Origin of the sequence: Pseudoflavonifractor hominis, assembly GCF_014288125.1 — a bacterium.
Classification (GTDB): Bacteria; Bacillota; Clostridia; order Oscillospirales; family Oscillospiraceae; genus Pseudoflavonifractor_A; species Pseudoflavonifractor_A gallinarum.
This window is the reverse complement of the sequence record NZ_JACOPR010000007.1, coordinates 106,596-126,777: the sequence shown is the minus strand read 5'-3', so window position 1 is coordinate 126,777 and position 20,182 is coordinate 106,596. Positions and strand designations below refer to the sequence as shown.

Sequence of the window (20,182 nt, the reverse complement as noted above, 5' to 3'; positions counted from 1 at the left end):
TGTATAAAAAATGCGCCGTCCGGCTTGAGCCGGATGGCGCACGTTTCTTTTGTTAGTGTAAAATTATCGTAGGCAAAAGAAAAAGGGAAACGGTGAAAACATCGCTTCCCTTGGGGCTCCAAAGTCAGTAGAATTGTGAGTTGAGAACAAACACCTACTGCAAAGGAGTCCCAAGGTAATGGTAACAAAGTTAGAGACACAAGGCAAGCAGATTTTTCAGTGGGGCGAGAAGTTTGTAGACATCGCCACACTGGAGAAAGCGGTGTACGAAGCCGTTCTCTCCCTCGGCCGCAATATCATGCGCCAGTGCATAGAGGAGGCGGATCGGACGCTCGCTCGGCAGCGGGACCGTGGGATGTACCGGGACAAGGGCTACCGGCCCACCACGCTCAAAACAGTGATGGGCGAGGTGGGGTACCAGCGCCATGTCTACCTGCTGTCCGGGGCCGCGGAGCAGCCCAGGGCAACGGTATACCTGCTGGACAGGAGCATGGGCCTTGACACGGTAGGCCTTTTCAGCGATACTGTGTGTATGATGGCGGTGGAAGCGGCCTGTGCGGTGAGTCACCGGACGGCAGCCGCCACACTCAACGATCTGACCGGGCTGAGCCTGAGCCACGAGAGCGTCTGGCGCATTGTCCAGAACGCTGGGAGCTGGGAGCAAGCCCGAGTGGACAGCCTGGCGGCGGCGGCAAAGGCCGAGTGTGGGTCTGGGACCTATGAAACGCCGGTACTGTATGAGGAGATGGACGGCGTGTACCTTGCTCTGCAAGGGAAAGACCGGCTGGAACACGGCCCCAGCAAAGAGATGAAGGTGTCTATTGCCTACTCCGGGATTTACGAGGACGCCAGCGGGCGGCGAGGCCTTGCCAACAAGGTTTCATACGCCAGCATGGAACAGGCGGAACACTTCCGCCGCCACGCCGAGGGTGTAGTGGCCGACTTCTATGCTGTGGACTGCGTGAAGCGACGGGTCTTTAACAGCGACGGCGGAACCTGGCTGCAACGGAATATGGTGCCTGGATGTACCTACCAGCTCGATTTGTTCCACCGGAACCGGGCTGTGCGTACCTGTGTGAATGACCCAGACCTCCAGGAAACCATCCTGGAGCTATTTCATGCACGTAAAGTCAAAGAAGCGATTGCTGTGGTGGAGGCATCTATTGAGAGCACACTGGATCCCGACGAACAAGAGAAGCGGCGGAAGCTGTTTACCTACTTCAACAACTACCGGAAATCCCTTATTCCATACTACCAACGGAGTGGAAGAAAACCCCCGCTGCCCAACGAGGGCCAGCAGCCCGCCCGGTGTGGGAGCATGGAGAGCAACATCTTTACCATTATTGGGAACCGGATGAAGCACAACCGCACCTGCTGGAGCGTGGCCGGGGCCAACAACCTTGCGGCTTTGCTCGCCTTGCACCGCACCGGCCATCTGCGGCGTGTTCTGCGGGATTGGACGGCCCACGGGGCCCCCTCTAAGCTATACACAATAACGGCTCCCATATCTGCAAAGCAAACCAACAAACAGATGAGTGAAATCTATATCCCACCGCATTTACTGTCTGCTGGTGACCTCCATCCAGCCGCGAAGTATTGCCTGACCAAATTCTTCCCGCTGTCCGAGATGCACACCACAGAATGACTGTGCTGGCTGAGTGCGCTTGGCCCGGTTTACGCCGAGGCCATTCACCTTGAACAACACTTTCTACTGGCTCCAATTTTGGTACCAGCACCCCTTGCCAACGATTTTGTTACACATACTTTCTTTTGTTCCATCTTGACATTCCGAGTGCACCCTGATAAAATAAAAAAACAAGTGAATATAGTTGGTACACAGGTGTCCATCCAATTGTGGTGGGTGAAAAGGGAAGCCGGGTGAGAATCCCGCACAAAGCCGTTGCTGTGTTGGCGGAGTGCCTCTCTGCTATGTCACTGGGATGTTTGTTCCGGGAAGACGGAGAGGTGCGTTTGAACGTCTGAGTCAGAAGACCTGCCTGTGTATAACGCACAAAAAAGCCTCCCCGGACCTGGGAGGGTGCAGTTTCAACCACAGTAGGAACCTGTGGAATTTGTTGCTGTATCCTTCAGGATACAGTTTTTTTGTTGCCGAATTCACTTGTCCCTCCTATTTCGTGCTGCTCCACACGGGACACGGGACTCTTCTGCAGGTCTCGCGTCATTTTGGAGCAATCGGCTGGAAGAAAAGGGCGCATAATATCGTGGGTAATATTATGTGTTCTTCCAGCCGGAACAAGAGAAGCACATGGCCTGAACCCGGCGCAGGGGTGGGCCATGTGCTTTTTATTATACCGCAGCGCTCGGCGAAAAGGCGATTATCAGGATCGCGAAATAGTGTTTGAAAAATTTTCCTGTTTACCCCTTGCATTTTAAGCGGAAAGTTGTATAATGAACTCAAAAGAAAGCCATTTGTAAAGTGCAAGTTTAACAAAAGATAGTTCTTTGAAGGGGATGGCTTCTGAGTTCTGCATGGGCAGAGTGGCATGCACCTTCCTGTAAAATTTAATATGAATCCGGCTTTTGTGGCAAATGCGCGACCCGACTCCCGTCAGGGAGCGGACACGCATCCTTGTTTCTGAACAAGGGAATCAGGTGAAATTCCTGGACATGTTTTGCAGCAGGAGCCGTGGCGAAAGCTACGGGGACGTGCAATTCAATAGCTGTGATTGTGGAGTATATCTGTTTTCTGCGAAAGCAGGTCACTGGCGGTCGTAATGGCTTAGCTGGGAAGGCGGCGGATATGCGCAGGCGGGCTTTAAGCCCGTCGGGACACATTAGTCAGAAGACCTACTAGGAGCTTACCCCCAATTCATTGGGGTTGCTCTGAGATAAATGCCAAATGTGAGGAGGGCACTGAATAAGTGGCCCCTTCTACCCGAAATGGGAGCAGAAGCGGACGCATATTTTGCGTCCGTTTTTTATTCGCAAGCTCGGGAGAAAGACGGACGTATCGGTATGCGTCCGTCTTTTTGTTTCGATTGCCCCAAGAGGTTTGCGGGGTAGCCGGATTGTGCCACAAGTCAGGAGGCTGTTTTGTGAACGGTAAGCATTTCATCGGCAACCAGCAGCTCAGCAGAAAGCTCATTGGGCGGACCAAGGAGGCGCTTCGTCAGCGAAACGTCCAGTTTGCCCAGGCGCATGGTGACGCCAGCGACGAAGCGCTGCTGGATTATGTCCGGAGCGAGGCGGCGCGCTTTGGCGGCTGGCAGAATGTGATCACGTCAGCAGGACTGCCCTCGCCGAAGAAGCAGAAGCCCACCTCCAAGCGGCAGATTTTCAAGGAGGAGTTCCGTTGCCAGGCGGAGAGCGGGAGTGCACAGAGCAACAGAACAGCAGCGAGCAATCCGGAGGAAGAAGGGGATCCCCTTCTTCCGTCATAGGGAAACCCCTATGACGATCTCTCTTTGAGCATTCAGCGGGCTATCGCCCGTCGCATATGGCCGGTACGCGGCTGACAATTGAATAACCCAGTACCAAAAGCGATATTCCGTGAGCGGAGTAGGCCAGGACGCCGGCAAGGCCGGCCGAGCCACCAACAGCGGAGAGACGTGGAGCAATGCGGGGCGGCAACTGCACAGGAACAGTATTGGTGTTTGGGCGGAGAGGATCAGCGGGAACGGGACAATCGGTGCGGCGGCCCCTGCGCTTTTTCCGGGAGCGCGGCGGCGGCCGCATTGACGGTTGATTAAAATGCGACTTCTCAGCGGAAGGAGGCGGTGAGAGTCAAAAAGAGTTGTAAACAGGAGTACAAGGGAAACGATCCAACGGAGAGACTTGAAGGAGGTTTACGTATGAAAACCAGAAAATTTACAGCGATGCTGCTGACCCTGGCTATGGCATTCAGCTTGCTGACGGTCAGTGCGGGAGCGGTAATGGACAATGACCATGACCGCATCAGCGTTGATACTGCAGGCCCTTTGTCGGTGGTATGGGATAGTGAAACCGTAGATTCCGAAGCTTATCACACAGGAGATATCGTGTCGAGTGAAGACGGCTACTATCCCTCCAGCTTCTACCTCTATGTAGACAGCGCCGAGGAGAACGGAATCACCGTTACTGGCGGCACCCTGTCTGCGCCTGTGGAGGAAACGGAGGGCGGCACCAAGTATTTGGTGACCAACAACAGCGGGGGCAGCATTGTGATTAGGCTGGCGAATGCGGCCCAGAGCAACAACGTCTACACGCTGACCTTTGCTGCGCCGGAGGGACAGATGGCCGGCGGCGCCATCACCGGAGTCTTGCAGGGGTATCTGCCGCTGGGCCAGTATGCCCGGGGCACGATGTGGGGCAGCCCTTATACCGACGGCAGCACGACGGCCGGCAGCACCCCCAAGGTTCTAGGCGGGTTCTCTTCTACCGGCGTCTCCTTGGGTGCCGGCGGCGGCTACGTCCAGTATGCCCTGCGGGACAGCGAAGGGAACCAGGCCTATATTGAAGATGACGCGAGCAATCCCTATGGCGTGGACTTCATCGTCTACGGCAACGCCTTCAACGGCAACCCTGAGGCGGCCTCTGTCCAGGTCTCCGAAGATGGAAAGACCTGGTATGAGCTGGCCGGAAGTTTGTACTATGACCCCAATACGCTTCGCGATGTGAACATCACCTATACCCTGAGCGGGAGCGATATTCAGTACAGCATCACGGATCCGAACGGGCGCAATCCCGGCGTTTCCTTCCCACTCACCGGGACGTTCAAGGCTGGCGCCGCTGCGTGGTTCCCCACCACGGCGAACTACGGCGGCGTGTGGAAGACGTCCGCCGTCTCCAGCGATCAGACCGTCGGCGCTTCCGCCTTTAACGGCGCCAGCGTGACTTATACCGGCGTTACACTGGTAAAGGACACGGATACCACCGCGGACTATCAGTTTGGCTATGCGGATATCCATGTGAATGGCGGCAATTATGGTACGGCGATCAATCCCTACACCGCCGCGGCCACCACGCAGGGTGGGGATGGCTTCGACATTGCGTGGGCGGTAAAGCCGGACGGCACACCTGCGGGGCTTATAAGGATCGGTTATATCCGGGTATATACATCCGCACTGATGAGCAGCACGGATAACACCACCATCCCCACACCCGGTATCTTCGGTGAGACCTCCGCTGAGGTTTGCGGCATCTACGCGGTGACAGGGAGCGGCTCTGCCAGCATCACGGAGGATCTGTTTATTGCCGATGCAGCGACAGAAGAGAACGAGGTGAATACGAGCAACGGGGGGAGCCAGGTAGTGGCCGCTGGCGAGTACCGTCTGTACTCCGATATGGAGCGTGTGTTGCTCAATGGCGAGACGATTAGCGATGCTGCGGATGGGCATGTGTTTACAATGGCAGCCGGAGACATGTTACAGATCATCACGCAGACCGGAGAAGAGGCCCCGTATATTACTGTGCTGATTTGCCAATAAAAAATGGATATGGATAAAATAGGAAAAGTGAGCGAGCGTCCTTTTGGACGCTCGCTCATCTCATTTATTTTGATTTTGACAATCCTGCTTGGGTTTTTACCGACAACTGCTTTTGCCGCCGAGACCATGACCGTATCGGACCCAGATGCTTTGGAGCAAATTGGAACTATAACAATTGAAGGAAATGATTATAATTTATACCGCCTTGTAGTAGATACTGTACAATATAATGCGATTGAGTTTTCGGATGCGTCAAGCTGCGCAATTACGACTGTCGTGCCAGTTATGGGTAAGAAACCAGCAGCTATAGGTGCGACAAACTTGATTAACGTGGCACCTGATTCGGAAAATTACTCGAAAGGTGAGGCCCTTTATCAAAGCAGTATTTCATCCAATCTGTCTGAAGAAATTTTAGATGGACTAAGAACAGACACAGACAAGCTTGGATACTACCTATATACTGTTAAACGGGGTAAAATTAATACCATAATTGGTGTCCTTATTTTGGAATGGCCAGAGGCATCGCAAGAAGTCGAAGGAGCAAATAAAGATGAGCTTCAACGTGTCATTGCTGGGGCTGGCTTAATAAGTAGTAGTGATTACTATCAGGCTGAGGATTATTACAACGGGAAGACAACGAGCAGTGACGGCTTTTGGCAGGACTTTCAGACGGCACTAAAAACAGCAAAGGAGATTTTAGATAATATAACTGCAACACAGGAGGATGTGAATGGTGCCACAGCTTCATTGAATGCGGCCATCGCCAACCTGATCCCTGCTAACCAGGTCAACGCCACTGTCCTGTATGAAGCCATCCAGGAGGTGGAAATCCGAGGGTACCGGCAGGAGGACTATACGCCGGAGACCTGGACTGCGTATAAGACAGTCTATGAGAAGGGCAAAGCTTACCTCGCTTCCCTCTATGACCAGGATGGGAACCCCACAACGGAGAACAAGGCTGAGCATCAGGACACTGTGGAGCAGTACGCGGAGGAGCTGCTGGCTGCCGCCGGCGATCTGGACGCTGTTTACAACGGCGGCGATGAGGTGACCAGCGCGTCGATCTATCAGCGGTCGCTTGCCGGTATGCTCGCTCAGTTCGCGGGCGCTTTGGAACATGAGAGCGGCTATACAGAGGAGAGCTTTACCGCGTTCCAGACGGCCTACCAGGAAGCCCAATCCTACTATCAGCAGCACGGTCTGGTAGGGACGTCGGTGTCCGCTTCTGTCCTGAATGGATATCAGAGACATGCGGCGGCGCTGTGGTCGGCCTACTACGAGGGGCTGGAGAGCGCGAAGGAAACAATTTCTGTCTCCCTCCGCGTGGCCGACAGCCAGGTTGCCTACGACCTCGCCAGCCCAGACGGAGCGGAGCTGGGACTCCCGCCCTCGGAAGGCATCTATGAGAACCCTGACGTCTCCCTGAGCGGTGCGGGCCGCACCGTTGCCGGACTGGTCGCGTCAGCCGGGCTCCAGCTGCAGGTGAAAGGCAATTCCTCGCTCACGTCAAACCGCCAAACCACGGTCGCGGTCTTCGTCAACGGCATTCAGCTCCGGGATGCCGGATTAAATCCGACACAGCTCGACGGAGTGGCCGTAAATCGAGCGAAGTGGGGCGACATAAAGCTCCGGGACGGCGATGAAGTTGTGATCCTGTTCGCCCCCGCTCCCATGGACAGGGAATACAGCGCCATGGGCGTAACGGCGTATGTCAACACGACAGACTTCTGGGGCCTGCTGTCGTTTGAAGACCATGCGGAGACCGTGGCAGAGGGCGAGGCGCTTACGCTGAAGGTGACCCGAACTGGAGGCTGGGTGGGAAGCTACGACGGCCGCTCTGCGCCGTTCAACGGCGCCCGCCTGCTGGCAGTGAAGCTGGATGAGAGAGGAGCGCCGTCCGGGGAGTACCAGCTTCTGGAGGGGATCACCGACGCAAGCGGGACGGTGACCACGCATCTCAATGAGGCGGGCCAATATGTGCTGGTTGCGGCGAATCCGGAATCCGTGATATTTGACCAGACGGCCAGCGGCGCCCAGCACCAGTACGCATCGCTGAACGCGCCCGCCCGGACCACAGTGACGGTCACCCCTCTGAATGAGGAAGAACTTGCGGCGGCGAAGGAAGCGCGCAAGAGCCTTCTGGCTGCGGTGCTGGCCGGATGCAACGCCACTGAGTTGGGAGAAGCCGTCTACGCCCAGGTCCAGGCGGCCCATGATGCGGGAGTGCAGGCCATCGAGGACGCGACAAGCCTTAAAGCGGCCGAAGACGCGCTCTCAAATGCGCTGACCCAAATCGAGAGCCTGGTGGAGAACGCGGAGAAATCCAATGAGGAATCTGTCTCTGCCATGCGGAAATACCTGGCGAAGCTCCCAACAGTGGCACAGATCGGGGAGGGACTCTTCCTGCAGAGCGACATCTCCACCATGCAGGAGGCGAGTTCCCACTATGCCGGAATGACCGGCTACCAGAAATCACAGCTCACCGGCCAGGAACAGGCACAGTGGGAGGCTCTGGTAGAAGCCTATGGTGAGGACGGAAGCAACCTGCCGGAAAAGACCTTTACGCTGACCTTTGAGTTCATTGGGCAGGAGGGATCCAGTGACCCATTCAAGAGCTTTTTGGCCCTTAAAAACAAAGGCTTTCGATATGCGAACGTCATTGAACTCTCGCCCAATGATGAGTGGTGGGTATATATCCGTACGGAAACCGGCACTGCATTGAATGAACTGGACTATGAGATCTATCGTGTGGAGTCCACGGGGGCGACACTGAGCGAATTGAGGCTGGATAGGCCCCCAACCGATCCGAAAGGCGGATACAACAAGGGTTGGGAAGGGGTTGCCCCTTTCTACTTCGCTGACTCCACATCAGCGTTCATGCCGAGGAACGATGTGACGATCACATTTTATATCCGAGGCAAAACATCGGTGGAAAGTCTGCGCAGCAGTGCGCTGGATCAACTGTCAGAGGCGTTCAATGGCTATAAGCGGTCTGATTACAGCGATACAAACTGGAAGACACTGACATCTGCGTATGACGAGGGCGTGTCCAAGATCAATGCGGCGGAGAACGCCGAAGCAATAGAAACAGCCTTGAGCGATGCCCTCAATGCGATGAAAGCCGTTGAGACGCGCGTTTCCAGCGGAGAGTTCGGCAGTGTGCATGTGACCGTTGAGAACACCACTTACGCGGACGGCTCTTTCTATCAAAATGGCGGCGCCTTTGTAGAGGCGGAGGTCGAGCTTTACAGTGATACCACTATGATGACTGCTGTGTTGGAAGCCCTGTCCGAGAACGGTTATGGTTGGAACAACGGGAATGACACGAGCGTCACTTACATCGAAAACATCTATAAAGATGTAAATCAGAATGGGCAGTGGGACAATGGCGAAGCCAAACTTGCGGCATTTGACGGCAGTGTGAGTTCCGGCTGGATGGGCGTGCTCAACGATTGGTTCACCAACTACGGATTTTCTTCCTATGCTGTTTCAAATACGGATCGCGATTACCGCCTGGTTGACGGAGACGAGATCCGCGTGATGTTCACGATGGACGGGTACGGAGACGATCTGGGCGGAACCTGGGGCAACGGAGACACCAGCCTCAAGGAACTAGAGGTCACCGGCGGTACGCTGTCGCCATCCTTCGACGGGGAGACCACCAGTTATGCCCTGACCCTGGACGGCGGAGATGTGTCGGTCACACCTACAGCGGCAAACAAAAATTTCCTGGTCAAGACATTTATCAATAACAAAACCACGGCCAACAATGTGGAGTACTATCGCCGTGGTGAAAATCTACCGGTCCAGCCAGGAGACACCATTTACATCGGTGTGGGCGAATACAAGTGGCCGTCCATGAACAACCAGTCCGGCAACACGCTCCGCTATACCGGCACCTGGTACACCATCCAGGTCTGCGAGAGCGGAGCGAAGGGAATCCAGGCCAGGATCGACGACCTGCCGGATAAGTCAGAAATCACATATAGCAACTATAAAAGCTTCCAACAGACGGTCAGTGCGCTACAAGCGGATTATAATGCACTGCCGGACAAATCACAGGTTTCTGCTGCTAAACTGACAGCAGCGGCGGAGCAGATCCAGTTCTTTGCGGCTATTGACAGCGTAAAAACTCAGATCGCCGACCTTCCCACTGCCGTAGAAATTACGGAGAATCCTGAGGCGCACCGTTCAAAAGTTGAAGCTGCAAAAACGGCTTACGAGGCATTGGGTATCAGCGGCCAACTTTATCTGAAGGCAGCGGAGGTCGCCCGTCTCAACGAGGCGGTGGAGGCCCTGGGCGGGAGCATATCGCCGGACGACGTGGCCGCAGTACAGGCGTTTAACGATCTGGTGGAAGCGATTGGGGAAAAAGTCAGCGCCGGGAGCAAGGATGCCATTGTAGCCGCCAGGACGGCATATGAGAACCTGACGGATGCGCAAAAAGCCCTGGTTGCAACCGCGCCGGATTCCTACAACACCCTCCTCAATGCGGAGGCCGCCCTGCCTGTGGTAGAACGGATCGCCGGAATCGGCACGGTTACGCTGGAGAGCGAGGCGGCCATCACCGCTGCCCGGCAGGCGTACACGGACTATGCCGGCAAGTTCAGCGGCAAGGACATGGTGTCCAACCTGAACGTGTTGGAGGCTGCCGAGGCCGCGCTGGAGATCCTCCAGGGCGGCGGACAGGACACCTCCGGCTACCGGGAGGTCATGAACGGCGTTCTGGAATATTTGGAGCAGAACGTCAAAAATCCGATTGTCGGCTCCACAAAAGGCGAGTGGGCCGTCCTGGCCCAGGCCCGGGCCGGCACCCTGTCCGAAGACGTCCGGGCGGCATATCTGGCCAACCTGGCGGATTATGTGGAGACCCATGACGGCATACTGGACACCTCCAAGAATGGAACCATGCACACAGAGTACGCCCGTGTCGTAGTAACCCTAACCGCTTTGGGCATGGACGCCACACAGTTCCAGGTCAGTGACGGTAAAACCTACAATCTGGTGAAGCCGTTGCTGGACGAGGCCGCCGAAGGCAGCAGCTACACCTATCAGGTCTCTGAGCAGGGCAACAACGGCACCATCTGGGCTCTCATTGCCTTGAATTCCGGCGATTATTACCGGGATGAAGCGGGCAACACGGCCCGGGCCGCATGGATTGACCTGCTGATTGACAAGCAGCAGTCCAACGGCAACTGGCCCATCTATAACCCGGACCAGGAGAATGACGGCTCCGGAAGCCAACTGGGCGGCGTGGACGTCTGCGCCATGGCACTCCAGGCGCTGGCACCCTACTATCTCGACGCAGGTGAGTTCAACCGTCTGGGCACAGCGCACAGCCATGAAGATCTGCAGAGCGCTGTAAAAAAAGCTTTGGATTTCCTGTCCACCTCGCAGAACAGCACCGGCGGATACGGCAGTTCGGAGTCCAGCGCGCAGGTCATTGTGGCCCTAGCTGCGCTCAAGAAGGATGCGGGGAGCTTTGCCAAGGGCAGCATCAGCGTTCTGGCGGACCTGCTGGGCTACCGGAAGACGGATGGCGGATTCAGCCACACCTCTGATGGTCCCATCGACCAAATGTCCACCGAGCAGGCAGCCTATGCCCTGGTGGCTTACGACCGCTACAAGAACAACAAGAAACCCCTCTATGACATGAGCGACGTGTTTGACGGTCCGACGGACGGTACTGATACCGACCACACCATCCACGCCTCGGCAGATGCCGGTGGCACCATCTCTCCCGTCGGTGATGTCACGGTGCCGGATGGGGCGAAGCAGTCCTTTACCGTCACGCCAAACGAGGGCTACCAGATTGAGGACATCCTCGTGGACGGGAAATCCGTCTGGGCCGGCGGTGCAACCGTGGCGCAGAAACTAGAACCGCCCGAATACCAGCTACCCACAGTTCCCGTTGAGGACGTGGAGCCGGAGGCCTGCGCCGACGGCATCCATGTGGGTGAGAACGTCGTCATCGGCCAGCGAGCGGCCACCTGCACAGAGCCTGGATACACTGGAGATACGATCTGCGGTGCCTGCGGCGAAGTGCTGGAGCAGGGCGCGGAAACCAGAACGGTTCCGCATCAGTACGGCGGCGCGTGGCAGATGGACGAGACGAGCCATTGGCAGGTGTGCCAGATCTGCGGCGCCAAAAGTAGCGCAGAACCCCATGTGTTCGAGCAGACGGAGGAGCCCGCTCCACCGGAGCTGGAGTTCCCGGAGCAGGGAGGCGCCACTCAGAAACCCACTACCGGCGAGGAAACCGAAGCGCCCGGGGCCGAACCGGAGATGCCCGATGCCGACGGACAACAGCCGGAGGAGACCGAGGGGCAAGATCCCGACACAATTCCTCCAGAAGGAGAATCCGATCCTGAAGTACCTGCCCCCGGAGAGGAAACCGGAGAAGACTCTGCCAACGAAAACGAGCCCCCGGCAGAGGAGCAGACCAAAATTCCGGAATCCGCCGAAGCCCCGGCCAGTGATGAGAGCCAGCCGGATATAAACCCCGGCAGCACGGGCGGGGAACTGGTCAGTGTTGTGGGAATCCACCCGATGCTCCTGATGAGCGTGGGCGCCGGTCTGCCCCAGACGGACGGGACAGCGGAGCCCCATGCAGAGGGGAGCGCCTGCCAGGTGTGCGGCTACAGCCCGGAGACGGGCGGCACGGCGGCGTGCAGCCACAGCGGCGGCACAGCCACCTGCACGGCCCTGGCGAGCTGCGACCTCTGCGGCCAGTCCTATGGCGATTACGCACAGCACGCCTTCACAGAGACAGCCCACAGCAGCGGGGTGCACTGGAACGTATGCGCCGCCTGCGGCCTGGAGGAGCTGTCCTCTCTGGCCCCCCACAGCTGGGAGCTGGACGCGGCGGCCTCCACGGAGACAATTTCCGTCTATGTGTGCCCGGACTGCGGCGCGGAGCGGACGGAGGCGGAATCTGCCGCCCCGACCACAGCCGCCAACGCCCTGGTCACCAGCGCGGACAGCAAATCCTACACCTACACCTTTGAGAACGTCACCGAGGACCACGCCATATCCGTCACCTTTGAGAAGCCCTCCCCTGTGATCGTGCAGGAGGTGACAATAAATGGCAATACTCAGACCGCGGTCATCGACGAAGCGGCGGTGCAGAAAGCGGTAGAAGCGGTGACTGCATCAGCGGCGGATACCATCACCATCATTCCCACGGCGGACAGCAGCAGCATTTCCTCGGTCAGCGTGGAACTGCCCGCGGGCGCGGCCCAGACCATCTCGGAGGCCAATGCCGGTGTGGAGATCCAGACGTCCAGGGGAACCGTCACCCTCCCCGCAAATGTCCTGGGCTCCATTGCCCAAAAAGAGACTGACGGGGAGAAGCTGTCCATCCATGTGGAGGAGAAGAGTCACAGCGCAATGGAGGACATAGTTCCCGATGGGACGAACCTCGCCGGTAGCGTGGCGGTGGAAGTGTCGGTCAGGGTGGGCAGCACAGAACTTACCTCTTTCGGTGGTCACGACCTTACCCTCACCATCCCCGTGGACAACAGCTTTACCCTGAGTAGAGAGTACAAAGTGCTGGTTATCAGCGATAACGGTAGCCATGAGATTCTTACCGGCACATGCCGCGTTTCTGACAGTGGCCGGGTGGTCAGCATCAGCGTGAACCACCTGAGCACCTTCATCGTCCTGGCAGAGACCACAGCGCAGACCTTTACCATCACGGCGACGGCTGGCGGCAATGGAGATATTGATCCGTTTGGCTCTGTCGAAGTGGATGCCGGCGAAGATCAGATCTTCCACATCACGCCGGACAACGGTTACGAGATCGCCACTCTGCGCGTAGACGGAAAGACGGTCGATCTGGACGAGCTGTACATCCGTTCGGACGGCAGCGCTTCCTATACCTTCTACGATGTGGATGCGAGCCACAGCATCCGCGCCACCTTCCAGCGTGGCACGGAGATCCCGGACTTTGGCCCCGTGGTAGGCGAGGTGTATATCAGCATTGAGAATAACACCTACTGGGGCGGAGACTTCACCGGCACCCTGGCGTCTGGCTGGTATGACTTGTGCGCCGAGGACACCATGATGACCATCGTACTCAAGGCCCTGGCCCTGGACGGCTACTCCTGGTGGGGTACCGGGGCCAGCGATACCGGAGGCTATGATATCACCTACCTGTCCGGCATCTATATGGATAAAAACGGAAATGGCCGGCGGGACAACAGCGAGCCCAGCTTGGCCGAGTTCGACGGTTCCCGGGGTGCCGGCTGGATGGGCACCCTCAACGACTGGTTTGTCAACGAAGGTTTCCAGTCCTTCCGGGTCGGAGGCCGCGGCACCTACGAGCTGGCAGACGGCGACTACCTGAACATCGTGTTCACCCAGAACCTGGGCGAAGATGTGGGGAGTCTCTGGGGCAATTCGGACACTAGTCTGGAGGACCTGCACATTAGCGGCGGGAGTCTCGCCCCCCGTTTTGACGGCGATACCTTGGAGTATACCCTGAGCATTACCGGGAACAGTGCGCGGGTCACCGTGACGCCCACCGCGGTCAACAAGAACTACATGGTTAAGACCTTCCTGAACCGCTACAACCGCGACTCTGCCTTCTACAAGCGCACGGAGAGCATCACAGTCAAGCCCGGCGACATCCTTTACATCGGCGTAGGCGACCCATCGTGGCCTTCTATGAACAACCAGAGCACGGAGGCCATTGACTACGAGGGTACCAAGTATACCATTACCGTGGTGAACGGCAACAGCGCGGAAGCGGTCATTGGGATGATCAAGGCAGTGCCGGAGATTACCTATGCCAACTACAAGACCCAGGCATCTAAGGTGTCGGCGGCGCGGGCGGCCTATGACGCGCTGACCCAAAAGGCGAAGGCTGAGATCAGCCAGACCCTCTTGAATAAGCTGGAGGCCGCCGAGGAGAAAATCGAGTTCTATGAGAAGATCGACGCAGCCAAAAAGCTCCTAAAGGAGCTGCCGGCGGTTAACAAGAACAAAGTCCCGACCAGTAGCCTGATCCGTCAGGTGCGGAAAGCCGCAGACGCATATGAGAAGCTGAACAGCAAGCAGCGGGAGTACATTACAGCAGAGGACGCAGGGCGGTATGAGGCCCTGCGGCTGTGGCTGATAGAGTCCGGTGCGGTCGGGCAGAATGAGCTGCCTGTCATTGACGGTAGCCTGACACTGCCAGAGCAGGACGGCGTTGAAGTTGTCCTGGAGCCCAAAGCGTCTGTGGATAATAGCGGAAACGCTTCTGCGGCAGTGACTGCGGCGGATCTCAACAAGCTCCTGGACGAGGCTCTCGAGGCCGAGGCCAGCGTGCTGGTCATCGCCCCGACGGGGGCGGAACAGGCGTCCGCTATCTCTGTGGAATTGCCCCGATGCACCCTGGACAACGCCCTTGACGAGACGAACGCGGATCTGGCTGTACGGACGCCGCTGGGCGAGCTGTCCATGCCAAATCTCACCCTTGCCAGAATCCTGAGTGGGGCAGGCGGGCAGGATCTGACCGTCAATATGGCACGGCGCACCATCTCCCAGGCAGAGGCTCTGCTGAACGGCAGGGCGGACGTTACGGAAGAGCAGATGAGCGGTGCCTCTGTGGTGGAGGTGTCCCTTACCTCCGGCAACAAGTCCATCACCAGCTTTGGCGGCCGGTCCATTACCCTGCTTCTGCCCGTGAATGCCGGTGCATTCCAGGCGGGCCAGGCCTGCACCGTATACCAGATCAGCGGAGGCGGCGCGGTAGAGAAGTTGGCTGGCGTCTGCCTGAGCCGGAACGGCGGGCTTTGGGTAAAGGTCAGCACGACCCAATTGGGCACCTTTGTTGCAGTACCGCCGGAACAGCCGGTGCAGCTCCCCTTCACCGACGTGCGTGAGGGAGACTGGTTCTACGACGCAGTGGCCTATGCCTATACAAACGAGCTCTTTAACGGCACCAGCGCCACCACCTTCTCTCCCAACGGCACCATGACCCGCGCCATGCTGGTTACGGCGCTGTGGCGGCTGGAGGGCGAGCCTGCGGCGGCTGGCACATCCGGTTTCCCGGATGTGAAGCCGGATGCGTGGTACACCGAGGCTGTGGATTGGGCCAGCCAGACTGATATCGTCAGCGGCACAGGTGCGGGCTTTGACCCGGAGGGCAGCGTGACCCGTGAGCAGATTGCCTCCATCCTGTATCGCTATGCGAAGCTCAAGGGCTGGGATGTAAGCAAAACGGCCAATCTGCAGGATTTTGCCGACGGTACGGATACCTCCGCTTGGGCAACCCGGGCTATGGAGTGGGCCTATGCGGAGAAGCTGATTACCGGAAAGGATGGAAAGTGTTTAGACCCGCAGGGCCAGGCCAGCCGCGCTGAGGTTGCCACCATTTTGATGCGCCTTCTGGAGAGTAAGGCAAAGAACGCCTGAGATGCCGGAAGAAACTATGAAACCCCCGTTCGGCTCCGGTCTGTAAACCCAGGCCGAGCCGCATGGGTGCTCCCCCTATCCACCCAGTAAGGATGGAGGGAGCACCTTCTTACTTGAGCAGGAGCCCGGCAGACCGAATTTGGTCTGCCGGGCGGCCCAGCCCACAATTAAACAGAGATGCAGTCAGGTGAAACTCCGGGAAACCGGTACGGGCCTGCCCCCGCCGTCTAGTCGGCAAGACCTGATTGTGAAGAAATGGGTGGGATATACAAATGTAAGGCACGCTCACCCAAGGGGAGGGCGTGCCTTTTACTTGTTGAGGTGAGCGGTATCATGCTCAAAGAGCAAAAGCTGACGGAAAAAGAGCTGCGGGGATACCGCCAGTGGCTCTCAGAACTGGACGTGGAAAGCCGGGAAGAACAAGAAAGTTCAAGACAAACGGTGGATCCGGACATCTGGCGGGTATTTAATCCCGAAGGGAATATCGGCCGGCAGATTTATGAGAGCTATACGGATGAGGCGCTTTTGGAGGCCGTGGTTGGGACAATGGATCATCCAGGCCATAAGCCACGGCTGTATCAGCTCAGCCTAATACGTCAGGTTTATTTGAAACGGCGCTTTGGAAGTACCAATAAAGCGTGCTGGGCAGCCAAAGGATTTCGAAAAAGGCTGGAAGAGCAAAAGCGGTGGCCGCCAGACTGGCCGGAGCGGGTGTCCGCAGACAGATTCAGGGCGTATTGCGAACGGATTGGTTCTCCCTTGACGGAGCGGGAGTCAGAACTGGTAGAACGCATGTGCAAGTCTGTCAAAGAAAGCTGGCGGCCGCCGGGAGAAGAAGAAATCACACCAGAGCTTAAGAAGCTGTTTCAAAAAAAGCGATGTACCAATAAAAGGGCCATGGAGCTGATGGGCATACCTGTCCTTAGCAAGCTGGCCATGAAGCATTTGTGGAGCTATTGGCTCAGTGCCTGGAGGGAACCTGCAGGGCCTTCCGAAAGAAAAACAGGAGGAGACGCGGTCATATGAAGAAATGGAAACAGCGTGGATTCGCATTTGTGCTTGCCCTGTCCCTGACCACGGGTATGTTGACGGGAGCGCAGGCGGCCGTATCCAAAGAGACCTTGAACGAGGCGGTGCAGGATACCGCAGAATATATGTACCGCACCGTACAGAACCCGCAGGTAGGGTCTATCGGCGGTGAATGGGCTGTGCTGGGGCTGGCCCGAAGTGGGTACGATGTACCGGACAGCTATTATCAGGACTACTATGCCACTGTGGAGGCCTATGTAACGGCCTGCGACGGCAAGCTGCACGATAAGAAATATACGGAGTATTCCCGTGTGATAGTTGCTCTCAGCTCAATCGGGAAAGATGCCAGAAATGTGGCTGGATATGACCTGACCAAACCGCTGGGCGACTACGAAAAAACGATTTGGCAGGGGCTTAACGGCCCAATTTGGGCGTTGATTGCACTGGATAGCGCAGGCTATCCCATGCCGGAGAACCCGGAGGCAAATGTACAGGCGACCCGTCAAATGTATATCGACCGCATTTTGGAGTGCCAGCTGCCCGATGGAGGGTGGAGCCTGTTCGGAGGAACAGAGGCAGCCAGTTCTGGCGATGGAATATCCGATCCAGACATCACCGGTATGGCTCTGCAGGCACTGGCCAAGTATCAAGATCAGCCGGAGGTAGCGCGGGCTACTAAGGAAGCACTGACGTGCATGTCGGAACAGCAGAGCGACGATGGCGGTTTTGCGTCCTGGGGGACGGCTAACTCCGAGAGTTGTGTGCAGATGATCGTGGCTCTGTGTGAGCTGGGCATCGAACTGGATGATCCTCGGTTTGTAAAGAACGGAAACACCATGCTGGACAATTTGATGACCTTCTACCGGCAGGGGGAGGGCTTCCTGCACACCCAGTCCGGCTCCGGGTCCAACCAGATGGCGACGGAGCAGGGCTTCTACGGCCTGGTGGCCGCCCAGCGGGCGGCGGAGGGGCGCAGCAGCCTCTACCGCATGTCCGACGCCCTCTCCATCCCCGACGCCGTGGAGACAGAGATGAGCGGGCAGGGACAGGGCTTGGAGGGCAAGGATCCCGCCGTGACCGCCCAGCCTATCACGTCACCGGGCAAGACCTTCCCGGACATCGCCTTCAGTGACCAGATCACCGCCATCGAGGCTTTGGCCGCCCGAGGCATCATTGACGGCAAGTCCGACGGAAATTTTGACCCGGATGGAAGCATGACCCGGGCAGAGTTTGCAACCATCGTGGTACGGGCCCTGGGGCTGACACCAGCGGACACCGGCGCCTTCGTGGACGTGGCCTCCACTGCCTGGTATTCCCCCTATGTGGGCGCGGCCAGCACATACGGCCTTATCAACGGCGTGGGCGAGGGCCGGTTCAGCCCGGACGGGACTATCACCCGGCAGGAGGCGGCCGTCATGGTGTCCCGCGCGGCGGAGCTGTGCGGACTCGAGACGGAGATGGATACCGCAGCTGTGCGGAATATGCTGGCGCAGTTCCCGGACTATATGAGCTCCGCGGAGTGGGCCAGGGCCCAGCTGGCCTTCTGCTACCAGGAGGGGATCCTGAGCCAAACGGAGTTGAACGTCCGGCCCCAGGACGCTGTGACCCGAGCAGAGGTTGCTCAGATGCTTTTCAACCTTCTGAGTAGCGCTGAGCTGCTCTGACGATTACAGAAAGGGGACGAAACAGTATGATGAACGTAGCTTGGTTCAAGAATCCGGATCATGTGGCTTACTGTAAGGAGGAGGAGATACTTCCAAAGCTCTCCCGGGAGCTGGGCATCAACGACCTGGCCCAGCGGGTGGAGGCGTTCCGGAAGGAGCCCTCACCTGAAGGGGAAAATATCAAGGGCCGTAAGCGCACCACTCTCAAGCTGATGATCCCCAATCTGACATTCTCCGAGCCCGTCGACATGGGAGAGAACGTGTGGATCTATATGGGCGACCTGTGCCCGGCCTACTGCCTGTACACGCCGTGGGAAGACAGTGAGGCGGCCGAATGAAGCTGACAAAAGGGAAAATCATTGCCGCTGTGGCCGTGATCGCGGTCCTGGCAGGGGCGTTCTGGTATGGCGGCAACGCGCCAGGTCTTCAGGGCTGGACGGTGCAGGAGCAGGAGAGCAGCGCAGTGCTGGAGGCCGCGCCGCCCGCCTCCGGTCCGGAGGAATCCATAGCGCCTATCGTGACACCTGGCGGGGAGGCGGAAAGCCCCCCGCCGACGGTGAGCGGTAGTCCGGTGCCGTCCGAGACCCCCCAGGAGACTGATGCCCTTGCGCCATCCCCAACACCCGGTGGGCTGGATGCCCGCCCGGGCGGTGCGGAGGGCGGCATGACTGCCCGGGAGAAGGTGGAGGCCGCGGCCGAGCTGGCGGGCGGCTCCTCCGCCGGTGTGGAAAAGGGCGACAAGGCGTACTCAGAGGCCAACGGCATGGAGATCAATCCGGAGACTGGAAAGGACAAGTATCTTACGGATCCAGTGCCGGAAGGAAAGCCTCTGCCGGTGGAGCCGCAGGATGTGGAGTTCTCCGATGTGACCCATACCTGTACGCTCTCTGTCCGCTGTGACACCATTCTGGACAACATGGACTGGCTGGATCCAGAGAAGGTGGAGCTGGTACCGGAAGACGGAGTCATATTCCCTACGACGACTGTTACGTTCTACGAGGGGGAGAGTGTGTTCAATGTGCTCCAGCGCGAGATGCGGAAGGCTGGCATCCACATGGAGTTCGAGGACACCCCCATGTATAACTCCGCTTATATTGAGGGGATTAACAACCTCTATGAGTTTGACTGCGGCGAGCTGTCCGGCTGGATGTATAAAGTGAACGGGTGGTTCCCCAATTATGGCTGCTCACGCTATCAGCTCAAAGAGGGGGATGTAATAGAGTGGGTCTACACCTGCGACCTGGGTGTGGATGTGGGCGGTTTTTATTCGACTGGAGAGTGATCTGAAATTCTTTCAGAGGGATAATGCTCATGCCGTATACGGTAGAGGCAAATGCAGTTGCCGTTCCTGTAAGAACCTATCTGAACGAGTGCGTGGTTGCGGGACGATTCCTGCACTACTGCAGGGAGTGTGGCAACTGCAATACCGGGAAGGCAGGACGTTTTCTTTCTCCTCCAATAAGGCGTGGGAGCGCTATCCCTGCCGTGCCATGCGGAAGGGATGGAACTCGGCCGCCTGTTCCGCTATCGTCCGATGTATATGTTGGGCAGAACGTGCGGAGATGCTTCACCATTTGGAGAACGGCGTTAAGGATTGCAGCAAATGCCTGATACCGCACCAAAGGGACAACTATGGCTATCTTGCTGGCCGCTTTCAAGAGA

8 protein-coding genes and 2 riboswitches are annotated in these 20,182 nt (G+C 57.6%); all 8 genes read left to right on the top strand.

Annotated features, from left to right (window positions below; genetic code table 11):
- Nucleotides 1–178: 178 nt before the first annotated feature.
- The 8 genes from H8S34_RS11565 to H8S34_RS11530 all read left to right on the top strand — a co-directional run bounded on the left by H8S34_RS11565 (nucleotide 179) and on the right by H8S34_RS11530 (nucleotide 19,802).
- Nucleotides 179–1,645 carry a UPF0236 family transposase-like protein gene (locus H8S34_RS11565; protein ID WP_044942432.1) on the top strand — a complete coding sequence of 489 codons (1,467 nt, stop codon included), beginning with the start codon at nucleotides 179–181 and terminating at the stop codon, nucleotides 1,643–1,645.
- Nucleotides 1,646–1,821: 176 nt separating this feature from the next.
- A riboswitch (cobalamin riboswitch) is annotated at nucleotides 1,822–2,015 on the top strand.
- Nucleotides 2,016–2,573: 558 nt separating this feature from the next.
- A riboswitch (cobalamin riboswitch) is annotated at nucleotides 2,574–2,830 on the top strand.
- Nucleotides 2,831–3,056: 226 nt separating this feature from the next.
- Nucleotides 3,057–3,401: a hypothetical protein gene (locus tag H8S34_RS11560; protein ID WP_021631872.1), complete on the top strand. Its 345-nt coding sequence runs from the start codon at nucleotides 3,057–3,059 to the stop codon at nucleotides 3,399–3,401.
- A gap of 597 nt (nucleotides 3,402–3,998) precedes the next feature.
- Nucleotides 3,999–5,426, top strand: a complete 1,428-nt coding sequence (locus tag H8S34_RS11555; protein WP_155117037.1) for a hypothetical protein — start codon at nucleotides 3,999–4,001, stop codon at nucleotides 5,424–5,426.
- A gap of 726 nt (nucleotides 5,427–6,152) precedes the next feature.
- Nucleotides 6,153–15,827, top strand: a complete 9,675-nt coding sequence (locus tag H8S34_RS11550) for an S-layer homology domain-containing protein (RefSeq protein ID WP_186964049.1) — start codon at nucleotides 6,153–6,155, stop codon at nucleotides 15,825–15,827.
- Between the two features lie 333 nt (nucleotides 15,828–16,160).
- The gene (locus H8S34_RS11545; RefSeq protein WP_024724846.1) at nucleotides 16,161–16,853 is read left to right on the top strand and encodes a hypothetical protein; all 693 of its coding nucleotides are present in this window, start codon (nucleotides 16,161–16,163) and stop codon (nucleotides 16,851–16,853) included.
- Nucleotides 16,850–18,520: an S-layer homology domain-containing protein gene (locus H8S34_RS11540; protein WP_050001759.1), complete on the top strand. Its 1,671-nt coding sequence runs from the start codon at nucleotides 16,850–16,852 to the stop codon at nucleotides 18,518–18,520. The genes H8S34_RS11545 and H8S34_RS11540 overlap by 4 nt, the downstream gene beginning before the upstream one ends.
- 26 nt (nucleotides 18,521–18,546) lie before the next feature.
- On the top strand, nucleotides 18,547–18,858 hold the full coding sequence (locus H8S34_RS11535) for a hypothetical protein (RefSeq protein ID WP_007493751.1): 312 nt from the start codon (nucleotides 18,547–18,549) through the stop codon (nucleotides 18,856–18,858).
- Entirely contained in the window at nucleotides 18,855–19,802 is a 948-nt protein-coding gene (locus tag H8S34_RS11530) for a DUF4430 domain-containing protein (RefSeq protein ID WP_007493753.1), read from the top strand. The genes H8S34_RS11535 and H8S34_RS11530 overlap by 4 nt, the downstream gene beginning before the upstream one ends.
- Nucleotides 19,803–20,182 lie beyond the last annotated feature (380 nt).